Source organism: Mycobacterium sp. NPDC050853, from assembly GCF_040653875.1.
GTDB lineage: Bacteria > Actinomycetota > Actinomycetes > Mycobacteriales > Mycobacteriaceae > Mycobacterium.
In genome coordinates, this window is record NZ_JBFAGW010000001.1 from 1,409,913 (window position 1) to 1,430,470 (window position 20,558).

The 20,558-nt window shown below is 65.0% G+C and carries 14 protein-coding genes and 1 pseudogene; 9 read left to right on the forward strand and 6 right to left on the reverse strand.

The genetic code is table 11. The features are described 5' to 3' along the window. Nucleotides 1–161 precede the first annotated feature (161 nt). Nucleotides 162–1,502 (forward strand): cytochrome P450, encoded by a 1,341-nt coding sequence (locus AB0H22_RS07000; protein ID WP_180749259.1) that lies wholly within the window; start codon nucleotides 162–164, stop codon nucleotides 1,500–1,502. A 58-nt stretch (nucleotides 1,503–1,560) separates the two neighbouring features. Beyond that, complete coding sequence (locus AB0H22_RS07005; RefSeq protein ID WP_180749260.1) at nucleotides 1,561–2,853, forward strand: cytochrome P450; 1,293 nt, start codon at nucleotides 1,561–1,563, stop codon at nucleotides 2,851–2,853. Here AB0H22_RS07005 and AB0H22_RS07010 read toward each other — a convergent pair. Beyond that, a complete protein-coding gene (locus AB0H22_RS07010; protein WP_358146126.1) occupies nucleotides 2,850–3,986 on the reverse strand; it encodes a glycoside hydrolase family 3 N-terminal domain-containing protein in 1,137 nt (378 codons plus the stop codon). The two genes, AB0H22_RS07005 and AB0H22_RS07010, sit on opposite strands and share 4 nt — an antisense overlap. A gap of 170 nt (nucleotides 3,987–4,156) precedes the next feature. On the opposite strand from AB0H22_RS07010, the gene AB0H22_RS07015 reads away from it, so the two are divergent. Continuing rightward, entirely contained in the window at nucleotides 4,157–4,960 is an 804-nt protein-coding gene (locus tag AB0H22_RS07015) for an alpha/beta fold hydrolase (RefSeq protein ID WP_358145678.1), read from the forward strand. On the opposite strand, the gene AB0H22_RS07020 is transcribed toward AB0H22_RS07015, so the two are convergent. Then, on the reverse strand, nucleotides 4,957–6,183 hold the full coding sequence (locus tag AB0H22_RS07020) for an RNA polymerase sigma factor (RefSeq protein WP_358145680.1): 1,227 nt from the start codon (nucleotides 6,181–6,183) through the stop codon (nucleotides 4,957–4,959). The two genes, AB0H22_RS07015 and AB0H22_RS07020, sit on opposite strands and share 4 nt — an antisense overlap. 87 nt (nucleotides 6,184–6,270) lie before the next feature. On the opposite strand from AB0H22_RS07020, the gene AB0H22_RS07025 reads away from it, so the two are divergent. Then, nucleotides 6,271–6,603 carry a TfoX/Sxy family protein gene (locus AB0H22_RS07025; protein ID WP_358145682.1) on the forward strand — a complete coding sequence of 111 codons (333 nt, stop codon included), beginning with the start codon at nucleotides 6,271–6,273 and terminating at the stop codon, nucleotides 6,601–6,603. A gap of 18 nt (nucleotides 6,604–6,621) precedes the next feature. Here the strand turns inward: AB0H22_RS07025 and AB0H22_RS07030 are convergent, their stop codons facing one another. Further along, nucleotides 6,622–8,298: a sulfatase-like hydrolase/transferase gene (locus AB0H22_RS07030; RefSeq protein ID WP_180749264.1), complete on the reverse strand. Its 1,677-nt coding sequence runs from the start codon at nucleotides 8,296–8,298 to the stop codon at nucleotides 6,622–6,624. Nucleotides 8,299–8,366: 68 nt separating this feature from the next. Beyond that, nucleotides 8,367–9,368, reverse strand: coding sequence for a hypothetical protein (locus tag AB0H22_RS07035; protein ID WP_358145684.1), 1,002 nt, complete (start codon nucleotides 9,366–9,368; stop codon nucleotides 8,367–8,369). A gap of 275 nt (nucleotides 9,369–9,643) precedes the next feature. Here AB0H22_RS07035 and AB0H22_RS07040 point away from each other — a divergent pair, with 275 nt between their 5' ends. Together AB0H22_RS07040 and AB0H22_RS07045 are read left to right on the forward strand one after the other, a co-directional pair. Continuing rightward, nucleotides 9,644–9,817 (forward strand): DUF2613 domain-containing protein, encoded by a 174-nt coding sequence (locus tag AB0H22_RS07040; protein ID WP_078360726.1) that lies wholly within the window; start codon nucleotides 9,644–9,646, stop codon nucleotides 9,815–9,817. Between the two features lie 42 nt (nucleotides 9,818–9,859). Continuing rightward, on the forward strand, nucleotides 9,860–14,146 hold the full coding sequence (locus AB0H22_RS07045; RefSeq protein ID WP_358145686.1) for an alpha-(1->3)-arabinofuranosyltransferase: 4,287 nt from the start codon (nucleotides 9,860–9,862) through the stop codon (nucleotides 14,144–14,146). On the opposite strand, the pseudogene AB0H22_RS07050 reads toward AB0H22_RS07045, so the two are convergent. Further along, nucleotides 14,092–15,216 (reverse strand): annotated as a pseudogene (locus tag AB0H22_RS07050) (acyltransferase); the annotation flags it as partial. The gene AB0H22_RS07045 and the pseudogene AB0H22_RS07050 overlap by 55 nt on opposite strands. Before the next feature lie 214 nt (nucleotides 15,217–15,430). Here AB0H22_RS07050 and AB0H22_RS07055 point away from each other — a divergent pair. Then, complete coding sequence (locus AB0H22_RS07055; RefSeq protein WP_180749266.1) at nucleotides 15,431–16,612, forward strand: DUF3068 domain-containing protein; 1,182 nt, start codon at nucleotides 15,431–15,433, stop codon at nucleotides 16,610–16,612. An 85-nt stretch (nucleotides 16,613–16,697) separates the two neighbouring features. Next, nucleotides 16,698–18,365 carry a hypothetical protein gene (locus AB0H22_RS07060; protein WP_358146128.1) on the forward strand — a complete coding sequence of 556 codons (1,668 nt, stop codon included), beginning with the start codon at nucleotides 16,698–16,700 and terminating at the stop codon, nucleotides 18,363–18,365. An 85-nt stretch (nucleotides 18,366–18,450) separates the two neighbouring features. On the opposite strand, the gene AB0H22_RS07065 is transcribed toward AB0H22_RS07060, so the two are convergent. Next, complete coding sequence (locus tag AB0H22_RS07065) at nucleotides 18,451–19,683, reverse strand: glycosyltransferase family 4 protein (protein WP_358145688.1); 1,233 nt, start codon at nucleotides 19,681–19,683, stop codon at nucleotides 18,451–18,453. An 80-nt stretch (nucleotides 19,684–19,763) separates the two neighbouring features. On the opposite strand from AB0H22_RS07065, the gene AB0H22_RS07070 reads away from it, so the two are divergent. Continuing rightward, nucleotides 19,764–20,534, forward strand: coding sequence for a class I SAM-dependent methyltransferase (locus tag AB0H22_RS07070; RefSeq protein WP_358145690.1), 771 nt, complete (start codon nucleotides 19,764–19,766; stop codon nucleotides 20,532–20,534). Nucleotides 20,535–20,558 lie beyond the last annotated feature (24 nt).

Sequence of the window (20,558 nt, forward strand, 5' to 3'; positions counted from 1 at the left end):
CGAAGTGATGTGACGAGTACGACCACCTTGATGCGCCTCGGTAACAGATCTGGGCCGTCCCGACTCTGGACTCCCTGGAAGGTGCGGGCGTTTTCGGCATTCCCTTCCCGCCCGCACACTATTAGACTCGTGACAAATAGCATCCAGTGTGGGAGGCAAATATGCGGGCCAGGGATCGAATCAAGTACTGGTCGCGGTGGGTGACCATGCATGGCATCAGTCGCGCTGGACTACTGACCCAGGTAGGCAAGATGCCGCTGGCCGCCTTGTTCCTCAGTCCGGACCGCGCCGAGAACCACTATCGGTACATCGAAGAGATCCGATCTCATGGGCCGATCGCTCCGGCCCGCGCCACGGGTCTCGTCTTCACCGGCCTGATGCAAACCCGCGAGATCTTGCGGGACAGCCGTTTCATCACCCTGGCGCCCAACAACATTCCCTCCCCGGTTCTCCCCCAGGCGCTGAGCCGGTGGATCTTCGCCAAAACAGAACCCGGTCTACCCAACCCGGTGGAGCCGCCCGCCATGCTGGCCATCGATCCGCCCGAACACACCCGGTTCCGCAAGCTGGTCTCCAAGGCGTTCACACCACGCGCGGTGCGCAAGCTGGAGGATCGCGTCCGCGAGGTGACCACCGAACTGCTCGAGAACCTGGAACGGAAAGAGCACGCCGACCTGCTCGACGATTACGCCTCTCAACTGCCCGTGGCAATCATCGCCGAGATGCTCGGCGTACCGCGCGCCGATGCTCCCTTCCTTCTCCAGTGGGGCAACCACGGGGCCGCACTGCTGGATATCGGTATGACCTGGTCGGCCTACCGAGACGCCACCCAGGCACTCATCGAGATCGACCGCTATTTCGACGCCCACCTGATCCGACTCCGCAGCGAGCTCGCGCAGGACCCCACCATCGACGGCATCCTGGCGAGCATCGTGCGTGACGGCGACCTGGACGACCGTGAGCTCAAGGCCACCATGGCGTTACTGCTCGGTGCCGGATTCGAGACGACGGTCAACCTCATCGGGAACGGCATCGTGGCCCTGCTGCGCAACCCCGGACAGCTCGCCTACCTGCGCGAGAATCCCGAGGGCTGGCCCAACGCCATCGAAGAGGTCCTGCGCTACGACTCCCCCGTGCAGGTCACCGGGCGGGTGGCGACCGAGACCGTCGAATTCGAAGGGCACACACTGCCCGCCGGCTCCATGGCCATCCTGCTACTCGGTGGAGCCAACCGCGACCCGGCCGTTTTCGATCAGCCCGATGTCTTCGACGTGGCTCGCGCCAACGCGCGTGAGCACGTGGCCTTCGGCAGCGGCATCCACGTCTGCCTGGGTGCGAGCCTGGCCCGGATGGAGGGGGCGGTGGCGCTGCAGTCTCTCTTCGAAAGGTTCCCCGAGCTCACCCTGACCGCCGAGCCCACCCCCGGTCATCACGTCAACCTGCACGGCTTCGGAAGCCTGCCGGTGAACCTCGGCCGTGCCCGAGTGCGGGCCAGCAGCTAATCTCGATATTGCTCGGTGTCCGTTCGGCATCGAGTGAGCCGACACGGGGATCGGACGTATGCGGGACCGGATCAAACAGCGCACGCATTGGGCGGTGACGCACGGGATAGCCCGTGCGTTCCTGAAACGGGCTGTCCGCCAGGGTGAACCGGTCGCGGAGCTGGGGATCGATACCGCCCGGGCAGCGGACATCTACAACATCATCGACCGGATCCGTAACCGCGGGAGGATGTCGCAGTTCGGGGATGGCTGGATCACCGCGGACGCACAGATCGTCCGAACGATCTTTCGCGACAACCGGTTCGTCACCTTCAAGCCCGAACATCGATCCTCATCGCCACTCATTCAGCGGCTGGCCGCGTGGAGCGATCCGCAGTTGCTCAATCCCGCCGAGCCCCCGTCCATCCTGATCACCGATCCGCCGGACCACGGGCGGCTGCGGCGTCTTGTCGCCGCCCCGTTCACCCCGCGTGCCATCGAGAGCCTCCGCGGACGCATTCAGGAGGTGACGAACGGCCACCTTGATGCGCTGAAGCAGCGTCCACATCCGGATCTGATCCCCGATTACACCGCGAAGATCCCGATCGCCGTGATCGGCGAGATGATCGCCGTCCCCCCGCAGGACTATTCGCTGCTCTACACGGAGATGAATCGAGCGATCCGGCTGATCGCGACCACCGCACCGTCCTGGCGTGAATACCAGGACGGCACAACGGCTTTACGTGAGATCGACGAATACCTTGAGAACCATGTCGCCCGGCTGCGCCGCGAGGGAACCGAGAGTGAGCTGGCCGCAGCACTCCTCGACAGCGATCTGAGCCATTTCGAGCTGAAGATGTTCCTCGCGGTGTTCCTGGGGGCGGGATTCGTCACCACCACGCACCTGATGGGTAAGGCGATCGTCACACTGCTACGCCACCCCGAGCAGCTGGCGGCGCTGCGTGCAGACCCGGAGCTGTGGCCCAATGCCATCGAGGAACTCATGCGCTATGACACCTCGAATCAGTGGTCGGCCCGCGTCGCCACCGAGACCGTCGAGATCGAGGGACACACCATCGAGGCGGGCCAGTCGGCCTTGCTGCTTCTCGGCGGCGCCAACCGCGATCCTGCGGTATTCGATAACCCGGATGTCTTCGATATCACCCGCCCCAACGCGCGCGAAAACATCACGCTGGGCACGGGAATTCACGTGTGCCTGGGTCAGGTGCTGGCGCGTGTCGAACTACATACCGCCCTGCAGTCACTCTTCGAGCGCTTCCCGCAGCTGACACTGGTCGGCGAGCCGGAGTACTTCGACGGGATGGGTATCCACGGGCTGTCCAGTCTTCCGGTCTCCCTGGGGCCGGCCTAACCGCAGGCGGGAACGCCCTTGAAGGCCAACACCCGGCGCACTGATGCGTTGATCGCGTCGGCGTTCAGTTCGCCTGCGTTGTAGGCCGATTCGAGACGATCGAGAACCGCGCCAACCTTCTCGGTACTCACCCACAGCGCCCAGTCGACCCCGGCCTTGATGGCCTTGAGCACTGCCTCGTCGATCGGGAAAAGGTCCGTGATGGCGGCCATCGAGGATAGGTCGTCGGTGAAGATGACACCGTCGAACGCCGGCGCTCCGTATCCCGTTCCCTTACGCAGCAAGTCGACGACGGCGGGGCTCAAGCTGGCCGGGTCGTCACCGGTGAGCCCGGGTACCTGCATGTGACCGATCATCACGGCGGCACCGCTGGTCACCAGCGCGCGGTAGGGCACCAAATCGTTGTCCTGCAACTGATCCAGCGGCGGCGTCACTACGCCGTTGGTGTGCGAGTCACCCGAGGCATGGCCGTGACCCGGGAAGTGTTTGACCACGGTACGTACGCCCCCGGCCTGGTATCCGCGCACGGCGGCCTCGGCGTACTCGGTGACCTTCTCCGGGTCACCGCTGTAGGACCGGTCACCGATCGCACCGTCGGGATCGCCGTCGGTCACATCGGCATCGGGGGCGAAGTCGATGGTGACGCCGAGGTCCTTCATCTTCTGTCCGCGCTCCTGGCTCAGTGCCTGTACCTGTTCCGGTGTCTGGGTCGCAGCCAGTTCGCGGGCGGACGGTGCGGGACCGATGAGATCCTTGAGCCGCGACACCCGGCCGCCCTCCTCGTCGACACTCACCGCGGCCGGTATCGGGCCCCCGGTGATGATGTCGTGCAGGGAGCCGTCCTGCAGCATCTCCTTGTTTGTCCAGCTGCCGACGAAGATCCCGCCGACGTGATGGTCACGTACCAGCTTGCGGGCATCGTCGGCATCCTTGATGCCCACCATGAGCAGCTGTGCCAACCTGTCGCGGGTGCTCAGGCAGGCCAGGTCCTCCGCGGGTGCGGCCGTAGCCGGGGCCTGCGCCTTCGGGGATGACGCCGGCGTCGCGGAATCCTTCGGCGACTCCGAGGTGTTGCCACCACAGGCCGTGAGTGCCGTGATGACGAGACCGGTCAGTACTAACCCTGCACGCATTCTCATGGGGCCATCGTGTCATGGACCCGTAGTCAGACTGACCGCCGCACAGACGAGCTCGGTTGAGGATTCCCAGTGGATCTCGCCGCCTTCCCGTAAGTTATAGCCACGCCCGTAACCAGAATCTTGTGCACTCCACTCAGCCCGAAATACCCTCGGAGAGGCCGTCAATGAGCACAACAAGAACACCTGTCGTCTTTGTCCATGGCCTGTGGCTGCACTCGACGAGCTGGGAATTATGGGCCGACCGTTTCAGTGCGGCGGGATTCGATCCGATACTCGCCGAATGGCCCGGGGTGCCGGATGCTCTGACTGCGGCCCGCCAGCAGCCAGAGGCACAAGCCGGCGTCGGGCTGGCGGAGATATCCGCACATCACGCGACCCTGATCAAGACCCTTCCGGCCAAGCCCATCCTGATCGGTCACTCGGTCGGCGGTTTCATCGTTCAGCACCTGCTCGGCCAGGACCTCGGGTCAGCGGCAATCGCCATCGGCCCGGGGCAGATCAAAGGTGTGAAAGCAATCGGACCGGCACAGGCCCGATCGACCATCGCCTTCCTAAGTGACCCGAGGAACCTGCACCGCGCGGTGTCACTCGACCGGAAACAGTTCCGGTACGCGTTCGCCAATGCGGTGTCTCAGGACGAGTCCGACTCCTTATTCGACCAATGGACGATTCCGAGCCCCGCACGCCCACTGTTCCAACTCGCGCTCGGAAACTTCACACCGAATTCCGCTGCGGCCGTCAACACGCAGAACAACCAGCGCGGCCCACTGCTGTTGATGTCCGGGAAGCTGGACCATACGGTCCCCGATGTCCTGACTCGCTCCACGTTCAAGCAGTACCGGAAATCCAGCGCCGACACCGAGTACCTCCCGTATGTCGATCGCGGGCATTCACTCATCGTGGACAGCGGAACAGCACAGCTCATCGATGACTCACTTGCCTGGCTGGACCGTAAGGGCATCGCCTAATCCAGCCGGGCCAGCCGGTCACCGAGGTACCCGCGGAACACCTCGTTATCCGTGAGTACCAACGCTTTTCGGTAGGCGTCTGCGGCTTCCCGATTTCGGCTGAGTCTGGTGAGCAGATCGGCGCGCGCGGCATGCAGCGGGTAGTAGGTATCGAGATCCTGCCGCAGCAACTCGATCGCATCCAGCCCGGCCTGCGCGCCATCGCGCTCACCAATGGCCACCGCACGATTGAGGGCTACGACGGTGGTGGGGGTGAACACCGTCAGCTGGTCATACAGCGCGACGACCTGACCCCAATCGGTACGCGCGGCCGAGGGTGCATCGTCATGGACGGCATTGATGGCGGCCTGGATCTGATACGGGCCCGGCGCGTTGCGCCTCAGACAGCGTCGTACCAGTTCATGGCCCTCGTCGATCATCTCGTGGTTCCACTGAGTGCGGTCCTGATCGGCGAGCAGCACGAGCGCTCCACCGGTATCGGTACGTGCAGGCCGGCGGGCCTCGGTAAGCAGCACCAATGCCAGTAGTCCCACCGCCTCTGGTTCGTCGGGCATGAGATCTGTGAGCACCCGCACCAGCCTGATCGCCTCACCGGAGAGGTCCGTGCGCGTCAGTGAGGTACCCGAGGAGGCCGCGTAGCCCTCGTTATAGACGAGATAGAGGGCGGCGAGCACCGACGACAGCCGGTCCGGCAGATCGTGATCCGCGGGCACCCGGTACGGAATTCCCGCCGATGCGATCTTCTTCTTGGCGCGCGTGATACGCGCTGCCATGGTCGATTCCGACACCAGATACGCGTTGGCGATCTCCGCCGTGGTGAGCCCACCGAGCAACCGCAGTGTCAGCGCGACCTGCGCTTCAGGGGACAGCGCCGGGTGGCAGCACGTGAAGATCAGCCGCAGGCGGTCATCCTGCACCGGACCCACCTCCTGCGGTTCCGGCTGTTCCCGCGACTGTTCCAAGAGAGTTGTTGCCTCTTCGGACAGTTCGTCGCGCCGCTGGTCGCGGCGCAGCTTGTCGATGCCGCGGTTGCGGGCCGTCGTGGTGATCCATGCACCGGGATTGGGCGGGATGCCATCCTGCGGCCATTTCGCGATGGCCACCTCGAACGCCTCCTGCACGGCGTCCTCGGCCAGGTCGATGCTGCCGAAGTAACGGATCAACATCGCCACGGTACGGCCGTACTCCTCGCGAAAGATCCGGCCGATATCGTCTTGCGCCACGGGTCAATGGTGCCTCTCAGGTGTCGGGAGTTCTGCAAGTACCACGAACGGCAGGTACCGAAATCGACAGCGCGGGACAATTGGCCCATGGCCTATGACGAGGACCTTGTTGAGCGCATCCGCGAAGTGATCGCCACGACCAGGGGTGTCACCGAGAAACGGATGTTCGGTGGGCTGGCGTTCCTAGTGGACGGGCATATGACCGTCGCCGCGAAACGCGGGGACGGTCTGCTGGCACGCTGCGACCCCCACGACACCGACACACTGGTCAGCAAGTCACATGTGACTCGGATGGTGATGGGTGGACGCGAAATGGACGGCTGGCTGAGCATTGATGCCGAGAGCGTGCGCACCAAGCGGCAGCTGGAACCGTGGGTGAAACGTGCCGTGGCCTACGCCGGTTCGCTTCCACCCAAATGAGCACGCGGCGAACAAGGATTACCCGCCGCGCAGCACCATCAGCTTCTGCATATCGGCCAGGCCCTGCTCCTGCGCCGCACCCAGGAATGTCGGCAAAGGGGCCTGCACCTCGGGCAGCACCTCGTTGTCGATAAGTGCCTGCAGCTCGGCTTCCCTTCCGCCACGTCCCGCTTGGTTCTCGACTTCCTGCTGTCCGGAAGGTGTTGAGTAGTCATAGAATTCGTGGTCCGTCGGCCGCGAGGTATCGATCTGCATGCCGCCCGGTTTCCAGTACGAATAGGTGGCCAGCTTGGCTTCTGCGGTTCGGACCGCGACGATATGACTCGGCGCCGAGGTGGGGATCTCGGTGGGAGCGTTCTCCCCCATCACCGCACGGATCCGGGGATCCTTGAGTAGGGTGGCCATCTCCTCCACCGACATATCGTCGGTGACGTGTGCGATCCACCTACGCCCTGCCGCATTGCGTTTAGCGATATCGGCGATATCGGCGCGCGCGGCCAGGTACGAGTAGCGCGGATCCGAGCGCCAGCCGTTGCCACCGGAACCGATCGTCAGCAGCAGGGGTGCGAGGTCGACGCTCGAGGTCAACTGATTGCGCGTCTCCCCCGGTTTGGGAGTGAGCACACCACGTGGATCGCGGATGTACAGCGGAACCCGGATGGCCTCCTCGTACGCCGTCGCCCCCTTGCCGCGCAACCCATGTGAACCGCCGTACTCCCCATGATCGGAGGTGAAGACGACCACCGTGTTGCGCTCCACCTCCTGACGCGATGCCAACTTCTCGAGCACCCGCCCGATCTGGGCGTCCACCTGTTGTTGCAGCCACAGATACATGTCCAGGCAGCGAGCCCATTGGCGAGCGACATCCGGGCCCGCATATGTCATCGCCCCCGTCATGATCGGCGACATGAAATTTGCATAGTCGATCTGCAACTGCGGCTTATGTCGCGCCCGCAGCTCATCGGGCGTCTGGAAATTGACGGGCACGGCATCGAACCAGTGCGGAACATCTTCGGGGAGCGGATTTTTCGGCCACCAGCAGATGTCGTGCGGGTTCACCAGGGAGACGGTGGTGCACCAGGGGCCCTTGCCTGCCTCGGCGTCGAACCATCCGGCGAACTGATCGACGATGCCCGGATCCTTCTGCAGGCCCTGATTCGGCATGCCGTTCGGCGAGGGGAAGGTTCCGCCGGAGAAGCCGTGTGCATCAAGACCTTCGGGCGTGTTGTCGCTCCAGTGACCGAGATGCCACTTACCCCACCACCAGGTTCGATAGCCCTGCTGGCGCAGCATGGTGCCCCAGGTGGGGAACTGCGGGGCCAGGCTCGATTCGCTCGGCCCCTCCCCGGTGAACAGGCATCCGGTCTGATGCGAATACAACCCCGTGGTCATGGCGCCTCGGGATGGGGTGCACATGTTCGACGCGGTGTAGTGCGATGCGAAAGTGACACTGTCCCTTTGCAATCTGCTGAGATTCGGCAAAATGCTGGTGAGTTTCTGGATATCAGGGAACCACTGCGGGGCCCGCATCTGATCCACGACGATCACCAGGATGTTCGGTTTACCCTCTTCGGATGCCGACGAGTCGCTGCGTCCCGGCTTGCGGAGCATCTCGTATCCTCCGAAACCGACCGCGGCAGCTCCTGCGGTGATGGCACCGGCGGTCAGCACAGTTCTGCGGTTGAGCTCAGCCATGCGTCCAACGTAACCGCAATTCCTGGCAATGAACCCTTAAGCACCCAGCCAGTTTTGGATACGCCGCGCTACGGCTGCGCGGGCGCCGGATTCGGCGGTGGCGTCTGAGCCGGGGGTGCTACCTGACCAGGCTGGGGCGCGGGTGCCGGTGGAGGTGCCTGGCCGGCCGGAGGCTGGGTGCCCATGATCTCGATCTCGCTCACCGACACCAGACCGTTGAAGGCATCCTGGCGCTGCCCGTTCTTGTTCACGATCGACACACCGGGTTCGGTGGCCTCGATGACCATGGTCACCGAATCGGTCACCACATTCACCTTGATGCTTGCCAGCGCACGGCTCACCGGCACCTGCTGCTTGACCGAACTACCGTCACTGAATTCCCAACGCACCCTTGTGATCTTGCGATTCTGGGCAAATCGGTCGGATCCGTCTATATCAGTCTTGGCGTAGCCGGGAATCAAACCGACCGCGGTGACGAGCATGGGATGGTCGAACTTCGTCGTGATCGACTGACCGTCTTGTTCCTTCCACTGGCATCGCCAAGCGGTGAGCGGATCGTTGTCGAATGCCTTAGCGGGGTCGTAGATGTACTTCGCCCCATTGCTGTCGGTGCCGTCCTCAGCCTGAACGCAATTGGTGGACACGTCGACCGCCTTGAGGGGGCCCGATGGAGGCGCGGGAGCCGTCGTGGAGGTCACCGCGGAACTGCTCGTCGTCTTCGGGTCGTCCGGCGGCAGCATCCCGTGTGTCTGCTCGGTGGAACCAGTGGGACGTACTGCCATGTAGCCGACGTAACCGAGTCCGACGATCACCAACAGACCGGCCAACGTCGCGAATGCCATGACGATGCCGCGATGCGATCGTGCATTGGGGTCACGCCACGGATCGGAGAACTGCACCTGTGCCGCCAGATGGGGAGGACAGGCGGGCAGCTGGGCCAGGGCCTCACGTAGATCGGGGCGCGTGTGCCACAGCCGCAACAACTGATCCTGCGGTAGCGCCGGGTTGCGTGCGGCGGCGAACTCCGCGTCATAGTCCGGCGCCGGTCCGTAGTTGTATGGACCGGTCATGGGCGCCCATTATTCCGCACGAAAAGGTATCGGCGACCATATGCGGCCATCCGCCGGGCCAGGCTCTCAACGTTCACCATGATCGGGCCGGTACGCAGTAGCGCATCGACGTGGTTAAAGGGGGCCACGAAAGGCTCATTTGCCATCCCCTTACCCGCGTCTGCGATACCCAAATGATCGTTGCAGTATCAGGTCGGGTTGTCGCGCCATAATCGGGACCAATACCGAACGTGCTAGTTTGGCCGCTGGTATCTGCACGACCCAGAGGAGCTCCGATGACCAGATTTGTGGTGCCGGCCGCCGCGAGCGTGCTGATCGGTCTGCTGCTGGGCGCCGCCGCCGTCTTCGGCGTGACGCTCTCCGTCGAGCAGGACAAGAAGCCGGCCGTGACCGGAATCGATCCCTCGACGGCAATCCTCAACCGGCCCGATTACGGCAACCGGAGCTGACCTTCCGCGGCGACCGACGACACCCCGCCGCATTCGAATGCCTTGACTCATCGCCTTGACTCCTCCCCGCTAAGCCGACGATGGCTCGCGGTCGCCTCGGCGCTCGCGCTGCTGCTGACCTTCACCCAATCACCCGGACAGATATCCCCGGACACCAAACTGGATCTGGCGATCAATCCGCTGCGGTTTGCTGCACGGGCACTGAACCTGTGGAGCAGTGACCTGCCGTTCGGGCAGGCGCAGAACCAGGCGTACGGATACCTCTTTCCGCATGGCGCCGTGTTCTCACTGGGGCATCTCCTCGGGGTGCCGGCCTGGGTAACCCAACGACTGTGGTGGGCGCTACTTATAGTGGCCGGCTTCTGGGGCGTCATCCGGGTCGCCGAAGCGCTCGGTATCGGCACCCGCGGCTCCCGGATCTTCGCCGCGGTCGCATTCGCGCTCTCACCACGGGTGCTGACAACCCTGGGAGCCATCTCCTCCGAGACGCTGCCCATGATGTTGGCCCCGTGGGTGCTGTTACCGGTCATCCTGACGTTCCAGGGCCGGGTGTCCCCTCGCCGAGCGGCGGCGCTGTCGGCTTTCGCGGTGGCGTTGATGGGTGCGGTCAATGCCGTCGCCACCGCTCTCGCGTGTGGCGTTGCCGTCATCTGGTGGCTGGCGCACAAACCAAACCGGACCTGGTGGCGATTCACGGCATGGTGGATTCCCTGTCTGGCGCTGGCCACCTCGTGGTGGATCGTCGCGCTGCTCATCTTCGGCAAGATCAGCCCACGTTTCCTCGACTTCATCGAGTCCTCCGGGGTCACCACACAGTGGACCTCACTCACCGAGGTGCTGCGTGGGACCGACAGTTGGACGCCGTTTGTGGCCCCGGACGCGACCGCGGGTGCCTCGCTGGTCACCCAGTCGGCCATGGTCATCGCCACCGCGATGGTGGCGGCTGGCGGCATGGCAGGACTGGCGATGCGGGGTATGCCGGCTCGCGGACGCCTTGTCGCTGTACTTCTGGTGGGTCTGGTGCTGCTCACGGCCGGATACACCGGCGCAATGGGATCGCCTGTGGCCCAACAGATTCAATTCTTCCTGGATGCAAGCGGCACTCCGTTGCGCAACGTACACAAGCTGGAACCACTGATCCGCTTGCCCTTGATTCTCGGCCTGGCTCATGCGTTATCACGAACACCACTGCCCGCCAGCGTCTCCGCGCGGGAATGGCTCGCGGCACTGGCACGTCCAGAACGCAACCGGGGGGTCGCCTTCGGGATCGCGCTGCTGGTCGCACTCATCGCGAGCACATCGCTGGCATGGACGGGCCGGTTGGTACCCCGCGGCGGGTTCGACGAGATCCCCAACTACTGGAAGGACACGGCCCGTTGGCTGGCCGATCATGACGACGGCGGGCGAGCACTTGTGGTGCCGGGGGCCCCGTTTGCCATCCAGACCTGGGGTCTTACCCGTGATGAGCCCCTACAGGTATTGGGTCAAACACCTTGGGGTGTACGTGATTCCATTCCTTTGACACCGCCGGAGACAATCCGCGCCATCGACTCGGTGCAGCAGTTGTTCGCCGCCGGTCGCTCCTCGGACGGGCTGGCCGACACCCTGGCACAGCAGGGCATCTCCTATCTGGTGGTGCGCAATGATCTTGACCCCGACACCTCCCGTTCGGCGCGGCCGATACTGGTGCACCGCACCATCGAGGGATCCCCCGGCCTCACCAAGGTCACCCAGTTCGGCGATCCGGTCGGCGCCGGAACGGTGGAGGGCTTTGTCGCCGACAGCGACCTGCGCCCCCAGTATCCGGCCATAGAGATCTATGCCGTGCAGCCGCAGGGCCGGCGACATCCAGACCTGCCCTATTACCTACAGCACTACGGTGACCCTTATTTCGCCGATCTGAACAGCATGCCTCTGGTCGCGGGCGGACCGGAGGCGCTGCTTCGGTTGAATGAGCGCCGCCGTCAGCTCGGCCAACAACCGCTGGGACCCGCGTTACTGGCGACCGATGCCACCCACGCAGGCCTGCGCCCAGGGGCGACGGTGGTCACCGACAGTCCGCTGGCTCGCGAGACCGACTACGGACGTGTTGACGACCATTCCTCAGCCATCCGCGCACCCGGTGAAAAACGCCGCACCTTCAACCGGGTGCCCGACTACCCGGCCACCGGCGTTCCCTCCGTGAACGGCAGCTGGACGGGTGGGACCATCACGGCATCCAGCTCCGCATCGGATTCGACGGGCCTGCCCAATGTGGCGCCGGGAACCAGCACGGCCGCCGTCATCGACAGGGACAATGCGACCAGCTGGGTCAGCAACTCCCTCGAAGCCGCTCTGGGGCAATGGATCCGGGTAGACCTGGATCGGCCCATCACCAACGCGATCCTCACCGTCACGCCGAGCGCTACCGCCCTCGGCGCCCAGGTGCGCCGGTTGGAGGTCGAGACCGACAATGGCACGACGTCGGTGCGGTACGACAAGCCGGGCCAGCCCCTCGATATCGCGCTGCGGCCAGGGGAAACCACCTGGGTAAAGGTCACCGCCACCGGGACCGACGACGGCACCTCCGGGGTGCAGTTCGGCATCACCGAGCTATCCCTCACTCAATACGATGCCGCCGGGTACGCCCACTCCGTTGATCTCCGCCACAGCGCGACCATCCCCGCACCCCCTGCAGGAGCCGGTGTGCTCGGCTGGGACCTGGGCTCGCCGCTGGAGGGCCGATCGGGATGCGCCCCCTCACCGCAGCGGCTGCGTTGCGCGGCGACGCTATCGCTTGCACCCGAGGAGCCCGGCACCTTCATCAGGACACTGACAGTCCCCCAACCTCTTTCGCTCCTACCGAAGGTCTGGGTGCGGTCCCGCCCGGGGCCACAGTTGCGTGATCTGACCCAGCAGCCGGGCACCACCGTCGCGTCCGGGGACTCTGATGTGATCGATCCGCGGGGCTCGTCGTACGCGGCCACCGACGGCGATCCGGGCACCGTCTGGACGGCACCACAGAATTCGGTGCTGCGCCAGCACCTGCCCTCGCTCATCATCAAGTTACCGAAACCCGTTGCAGTCGGCGGTATTCGGCTACAGCCCAGCAGGACCGAGGTACCCACGCACCCTAAACAGGTGGCCATAAACCTCGGCGACGGACCTCAGGTAAGGAACGTCGACCCGAAGGCCTCAGAGACCACGCTGGCATTGCATCCGGCCGTCACGGACACGATCACCATCACGGTCATGGACTGGACCGACATCATCGACCGCACCGCACTCGGATTCGATCAGCTCAAGCCGCCCGGTATCGCCGAGGTGGTTGCGCTGGACACCAACGCCCAGCCGATTGCCCCCACCAACGCCGAGGCGAACGGCAACCGCACGATCATCATTGGATGCGATCGCGGACCGGTATTGGCGCTCGCGGGGCGCTTCATACCCATGTCCATCACGACGACGGTGCGCGATCTGTTGGCAGGAAACGTCATTGCGGCCACGCCCTGTGATGCCATCCCGATTGCGACCGGCGCTGGGCCACAAGAGGTGACCGTCAACCCGCGCCAGCAGTTCCTGGTCGACGGAGTGCAACTCACCGCCCCCGGCGTCATCCCGCCCGCCACCACTGCAACAACCGCGCCTAAGGGTATGTGGGGGCCGGACCGGCGCGAGGTCACGGCGGAACCGGCACCCCGCGACCGGGTACTTGTCGTACCCGAAAGCATCAACCCCGGGTGGGTGGCACACGATGAGGACGGGCACACGCTCACACCGATACGCGTCAACGGCTGGCAGCAAGGGTGGCTTGTTCCGGCCGGCGACGGCGGACCGATCACACTGACCTTCGGCCTCAACACGTGGTACCGAATGGGCCTCGTGGGCGGGCTGGCCCTGCTTCCACTCCTCGCGCTGTTGGCCTTCTTGCCGGTGCGACGGAAAGTCGTTCTTCCCCTGAAACCCTTAGTGATTCCATGGCGTTCCGGACCTGCGGCAGGTGTCGCGGTGCTGGCGGCTCTCACCGCCGTCAGTGGCATCGCGGGCGCGGCAGTGGGCTTGACGGTGCTGGCGGTAAAGGTGTGGACACGTATATCGCTACGCGCGCTCACCGCGGCCGGGGCGTACATCGCGGGCGGCTCCCTCCTGCTGGCGGGGGCGGCTCTCTCACGTCATCCGTGGCGATCGGTGGGCGGCTACACCGGACACTCGTGGTGGATTCAGTTACTGGCGCTCATCTCGGTGACCACGGTGTCAGTGGCCGCAGTACGGTTGCCTTCCCGAGTACCGTTGCGCCGTTTTTGGAAGCGCCGCAACGCCTCCCGTGACGGCGATTCGACCAACGCATAACTGACGGCGGCCATCGCGAAGCCGAATATTAGGGTGAGGATCAGCACCAGCGGGAAGTGACCGCTGAACGGAAACCTCCCGATGACGGTGAAGACCATGTTCAGCGCGGCCAGATGCCAGATGAAAAGGCCGTACGACCAACGTCCCAAGGTCACCATGAGCGGGCTGCCCAGCACGCGGTGTCCGGTGCCGGGGGCATCCAGGGTCAGCGGCATGAGCAGCGCCCAGGCCAGCGTCGCACCCATCGCAATCTTGATGGCGTACTGGTGCGGCGGTGCCTGTATCAGCCCTTCCGGCCCGGCCAGCGGTGATGCCGCCACTGCGAACGCCACGAGGGCGACGCCCGCGAGCAGTACCCGGCGGCGGGCCAAACGCAGTGTCCAGGCGGGTGGGGCGGCGCTCCACTCGGCCAGCAGCATGCCCGCGACGAACCACGAGAAGAAGGCGGGCGGCCATGTCAGCGGATTGATACCGACGGCGGTGTGGAAGGGGATGAACGACCAACCCAGGCTGGCCACCCCGGCCATCAGCAGCACCGGGGCACGCCACCGGACCGGCATCCGCCGCACGAGGAGCGCGATAATGGGCAGCGCCAGATAGAACGCGACCTCCACCGCCAGGCTCCACATCTGCGTCAGACCCGCCGTCAGTGTTAGCGGGATATACAGCTGCGTGAGCGTCAGGTTGGCCAGCCAGACGATTCCGCGGGCTCCCGCCGCGTCCGGCAACAGCAACAGGACCACGAAAACAGCGGCCAGGTAGGCCGGAACGATACGAACGAACCGCGACGCCAAGTACCGGCCGGTGGAAGCGGGCGCGGGCCCGCCGTGCGCTGCCAGTGCATGGGGCCGCCACAACAGGAATCCCGATAGCGCGAAGAACACGGCCACAGCCAGGTCGAAGCGACCCAGAATGCGGCCGTCGACGCCACCGTTGTGGCCCGTCTGGAACGCGGTGTGCGTGACCACAACCCCCATCGCGGCACAGGCACGCATACCTTCCAACGCAGGTACGAAGCCCCGCGCATGGACGGCCGAGCCGGCCGGAGCCGATGACTGCGCTGTTGTCACCCCGCCGAGGGTACGGTTCTAAGTCGATCCGGCGGCATTTGACCAGAACCTGAACCCTGAATCCGTACGATCGCCAAATGACCACCCTGCGGCGGCGGCTGTTAGGGTCAAACAGATTTGCCCTGGGCATGACATGCCGTCAAGCACGGGGTTACTGCACGTTAAGGAGGGTTCGGCGACCGATGAGCCGCTTGCGCAAAGAGGGTCAGCAGCCGTGAACCGCGGAGTCATGATGCGTATCGCAGCGTGCGGGCTGCTGGGACTCGGTTCGGCTCTCATCATCGCCGCCCTGTTGCTCGGTACCTACACCAGCAACCGGCTTGCGAAGATTCCGCTCGACTGGGACGCCACATTGGTGAGCGAGGGCAAGGGCCGTGCCCTGGATCCCGCGTCGCTGTCCGGCCAAAAGTTCGTGACGGATCCCGATAGGCCGCTGGCACTGCAGGAACAGATCAGCACCGTCAGCCCTGCCGACGCCACGAAGGTCGGCCTGCAGGCCGGTATCACCCTGAGGCGGACCGACAAGCAGGGCGACGCCGGGCTGATCCTCGCCACCGTCGACACCGTCACCGTGGACCGTCACTCCGCCGAGGCCATCGCCAGCGATGACAACCCGGGTGGCAGTGTGCAGAAGCCGCGCGCCATCGAGGACGAGACACCGCCGACCACCATTGCGCTCAAGCACGAGGGGTTGAGCTATCGGTTCCCCTTCGACACCGAGAAGAAGACGTATCAGTACTTCGACGTGATCGCGCAGAAGGCGTTCGACGCCAACTACACCGGCGAAGAGGATGTCAACGGACTCACCGCGTATCACTTCACCCAGAACGTGGGCTACGACGCCAACGGCAAGCTGGTGGAGCCGGTCGCGTACCCGTCGCTATACGACAAGGACGAGGACGGCAAGGTGACGGCCCGCGCTTCGCAGTGGGGCGTCGAGGCCGAGCACGAAGACGAAGAGATCACCATGACCCGCTATTACGCGGCGCAGCGCGAGTTCTGGGTCGACCCGGTCAGCGGGATCATCGTCAAGAGCAAACAGCATGCGATGCAGTACTACTCACGCGATGCGGTCAAGCCCGAGGTCACGATGGTTGACTACACGGTGCAGTCCAATGACGAGACCGTCGAGAACCAGGTGAAGGCGGCTCGCAATACGCGCGACAGCCTGTCGATCTGGTCGAACATCTTGCCTATCACCTTCGCCGCCCTGGGCGTCGTTGCACTGGTCGGTGGCGGCCTGCTCGGCTCGTTCAGCCTGCGGGCCGAGTCGGCGCTGATCGATCCTGGGCTCGACACGGTCGACCATGGTTTCTTCGGCCGTCGTGGCCCGGAGAAACCGTCCGCCAGCGAGGCGGACACCGACAAGTTCCCGTCTCCTCGAAACCACCTCTAGCCGGGACGTCTTGCGCCGCACCGGCCACTCGACCAGACGCTCTTCGCACAAGCGCGTCATCGTTGCACCGCTGTACGCACTGGTCTTGGCGGCGTCGATTACCGCGCCGCTGGCCGCACCGGGTTATCTGCTGATCCGCGACGCCGTCTCGACACCGCGGTCGTACCTGACCGATACGGCACTGGGGGTCACCGAAGCGGCGCCACGCGCCGTGCCCCAGGACTTCTTCATCGCGGTCATGACGGTGCTTGTCGACGGCGGAGTTCTCGTCAAGGCCCTTCTCGCGGTGGGCTTATGGCTTGCCGGTTGGGGAGCGGCGCGCCTGGCGGCCCGCCTGGTTCCGGCCGCCGGGGTCCCCGGCGAGCTAGTAGCGGCCACCATCGCGGTCTGGAATCCCTTTGTGGCCGAGCGGCTTCTACAGGGGCACTGGAGTCTGCTGGTCGGCTACGGCTGCCTGCCGTGGATCGCGTTGACGGTCACCCGGCTGCGCTCGGCGACGGATGTCGGGGCATGGTGCATACTCGCGTTCTGGATCGCGCTGGCCGGGTTGACACCCACCGGTACGGTGCTCGCACTGATCGTCGGTATGGCTGCTATTGCCGCACCAGGCAACGGGACTGGTTGCTCCCGTAGACGATTGGCGGGCGGCGTGTCCATTGTCGCGATTCTGGCCGCGATGCCGTGGCTGGTGGCATCCGGGCTCGGAACCGCCATACCTGCGGGCGACGAGGCCGGTGTCCATGCCTTCGCGGCCCGCGCCGAACCGGGACTGAGCACACTCGGCAGCCTGGCCTCACTGGGCGGCATGTGGAATGCCTCGGCGGTACCCGCCTCACGCTCGACACTGTTCGCGCTGGCCTTCTCCGCGGTGCTGCTCATCGTGGTGGTGGTTGGAGTGACGGTCCTGTGGCGCACCCAAACGGCGTTCGGGTTGATCGGCATTGCCATTGCGGCCGTGGTTATTCCAACACTGCTGGCGACGGGGCCGGGTTTGACGCTGACCACCTGGCTCATCACCGAGGTGCCCGGGCTGGGCATACTGCGCGACGGCCAGAAATGGGTGGCATTGGCGATGCCGGCGTACGCAGTAGCCGGTGCCGCTGCGGTGACCGCGCTGCGCGAAAGACCCTCTCAGTGGGTAGCGGCCGGGCTGGCGTGCGCGGCACTGGTATTCACGCTGCCCGATCTGGCGTGGGGAGTCGGCGGCCGGGTGGAGTCGGTGACGTACCCCGCAGGATGGGGCGCGATCGCCGCCAAAATAAATGCCGAACCGCATCCGGTAGCCGTGCTGCCACCCGAGACCTTGCGGCAATACCCCTGGGGCCCTTCGTCGATCCCGGTATTGGATCCATTCCCCCGCTGGATCCGCGCGGACACGGTGACCAGCGGCGACCTCCGCGTTGACGGACAGGATGTGCGCGGGGACGGCGGCCGTGGACGTCGCGTCGCGGAGCTGTTACGCGCCGGGGCCGCGCCCCGCGAGTTGTCCGCCGAGGGCATCGGCTGGGTAGTGGTGCAGGCAAACACTCCTGGTGAACAAGGGCTTTCGTCGAGGACGCTGGCCCAGTTGGAACCGGTGTACCGGGACGGCGATATCGCGCTTTACCGAGTACCTGGCCCGTGGGCACCAATTGCGGCCTCCCTGAGCCGCCGCATCGCTGTCATCGCCGCACATCTGGTTTGGGTCACGCTCCTGCTGGCGGGCGGCGCCGCGGCCGTCACCGGGCTGCGGGAGCGCCGCCACCAGAGGTGAAGCTGTAGTCGTCGAGATCGACCGTCCGCACCCGCATCGGGGCTACCCTCGCAGCCCGGCATCTCTCCGCGGACTGATCGGTACGTCAGGCGGGAACTTCGACGGGCGCAGCCACCACCGGCTCGTCACCGACAATCCCCGACACCGGGATGCCCAGCACCGCCGCCTTAAGCACGGTCCACACACCGGCCGCGCTGCGCTGCCACGATAGATCGGCACAGCGAGCCCGCGCCGCCTCGCCCATTCGGTAACGAAGCTTGTTGTCCGCCAACAGCGTCGCGGTATGCCGGACAAACTCATCCTGGTCGCGCGCCAGCAGACCGGTGATGCCGTCGGTGACCGAATCGGTAAGCCCACCGGAGGAGCGGTAGCCAATAGTGGGCACCCCATGCTGCGCAGCCTCGGTGACCGCCAGGCCCCAGCCCTCCTTGCGTGACGGCATCAGGTGCACCCAGGCACGTTGCAGCACTCGATGCTTGGCTTCCTCACCGAGGTACCCGTGGAATGTCACGGACTCTGAAATACCCAGCCGTGCAGCATGTCCCACCAGCGGATCCATCCACCAGCCATCTCCGACAACATCAAGATGCACATGGGGCACATGGTCACGCAGCAATGCGAGCGTGGTCAGTGCGTGCTCAATCTGCTTATGCGGCACCAAGCGCGAGAGCACCACGACTCGGGGCGTTTCACTGCGCACACCCTCCAGCGAGGCGACCACCGACGGATCCGGTATCTGATCGATACCGTTGCGCACCACTGCAATCCGTCCGGGTTCCACACCGAGCGCCACTAAGTCGGACGCAGATGGCTGCGAGACCGTCAAGTACTGATTGCGCCGATGCATCCGCGGAGACAACCGCGACTCCAGCCACCAGCCCAGCCTGCCGATGAGCTGGCCTGCCACCGGCCACTGCTCTCGGTGGCAGTGGTGTACCAGCATCACCACGGGCGCCGTCACCACGGTGCTGGCAAAAAAGGGGATGCCGTTCTGGGTATCGATGACGACATCGGGGCGCACATCACGCAGCGCCCCCAGGCCGACGCGACTGGCCAGCAGCGACAGCAGTGCACGCGGGTACACCGTGAATCGCCCGCCGCCGCGCGAGATATGCACTCCGTTCGCCACCTCATGGCGGGGCGCGCCGGGGTAGGCGGCACATCGCAATGTCACCTTCACCCCGGATGCCGCCAGCTCCGCGCCGATGCGCTGCAGGTAGGTCTCGCTACCGCCGCCCTGCGGATGGTCGGTGTCACGCCAGCACAACATGAGGACCTCCCGCGGGAGGCCCGGCTGATCTGACACTTCGCTTAACACCGCTAAGCACCCTAGGCCGTTAGGGTGGGCCTCCAGAAATTCCGCGTTCCGTAAATGAAGACCGAGCAGAACGAGAACCCGTGCCGGATATCACCGATCTGTTTGCGCAGCGAGCCACTATTTGGCGTTCGGCCAGCCTGCTGGCCTCGTTTCGCTACGAGCAGAGTGCGCCAGAGCGGTTCTACGGTGCCGTGGCGCAGGACACAGTTCACCTGGTCACCGATTTATGGCAACAGGCAACCGGCGACGGGTTGCAGGGCCGTACCGTGCTGGACGTCGGCGGCGGGCCCGGCTACTTCGCCTCGGCCTTCGCCGACGCCGGAGCCCGGTACCTGGGTGTCGAACCCGATCCACGGGAGATGCACGCGGCAGGAGACGGCATAAGGGACCCGCGCGCCGCATATCTGCGGGCGTCCGGCATGGCGCTACCGCTCGCCGACGCCAGTGTTGATATCTGCCTGTCCTCGAACGTCGCCGAGCATGTACCGGAGCCCTGGCGGCTCGGTGAGGAGATGCTGCGGGTCACTCGCCCCGGAGGGCTGACGGTGTTGTCCTACACCGTCTGGCTCGGTCCCTTCGGTGGCCACGAAATGGGCCTGACCCATTACTTCGGCGGCGCCCGCGCCGCCCGTTGGTACACCCGCAAGCACGGTCACCCGCCCAAGAACAACTACGGGTCGTCACTTTTCCCGGTATCGGCGCGCGATGGGCTTGAGTGGGCCCACGGAACAGGCGCGTTGGTTGCCGCATTTCCCCGCTACCACCCCAAATGGGCATGGTGGATAGCCAAAGTTCCCGCTGTGCGGGAGGTTTGGGTGAGTAATCTGGTGCTTGTCCTGCGCCCCCACTGATTCCAGAATTGCAACAGGTTCCAC

Excerpts from the sequence above, each read along its gene's own strand:
- AB0H22_RS07000 (WP_180749259.1), top strand. The coding sequence starts at position 162 with ATGCGGGCCAGGGATCGAATCAAGTACTGGTCGCGGTGGGTGACCATG.
- AB0H22_RS07005 (WP_180749260.1), top strand. The coding sequence starts at position 1,561 with ATGCGGGACCGGATCAAACAGCGCACGCATTGGGCGGTGACGCACGGG.
- AB0H22_RS07010 (WP_358146126.1), bottom strand. The coding sequence starts at position 3,986 with ATGCGTGCAGGGTTAGTACTGACCGGTCTCGTCATCACGGCACTCACG.
- AB0H22_RS07015 (WP_358145678.1), top strand. The coding sequence starts at position 4,157 with ATGAGCACAACAAGAACACCTGTCGTCTTTGTCCATGGCCTGTGGCTG.
- AB0H22_RS07025 (WP_358145682.1), top strand. The coding sequence starts at position 6,271 with ATGGCCTATGACGAGGACCTTGTTGAGCGCATCCGCGAAGTGATCGCC.
- AB0H22_RS07030 (WP_180749264.1), bottom strand. The coding sequence starts at position 8,298 with ATGGCTGAGCTCAACCGCAGAACTGTGCTGACCGCCGGTGCCATCACC.
- AB0H22_RS07035 (WP_358145684.1), bottom strand. The coding sequence starts at position 9,368 with ATGACCGGTCCATACAACTACGGACCGGCGCCGGACTATGACGCGGAG.
- AB0H22_RS07040 (WP_078360726.1), top strand. The coding sequence starts at position 9,644 with ATGACCAGATTTGTGGTGCCGGCCGCCGCGAGCGTGCTGATCGGTCTG.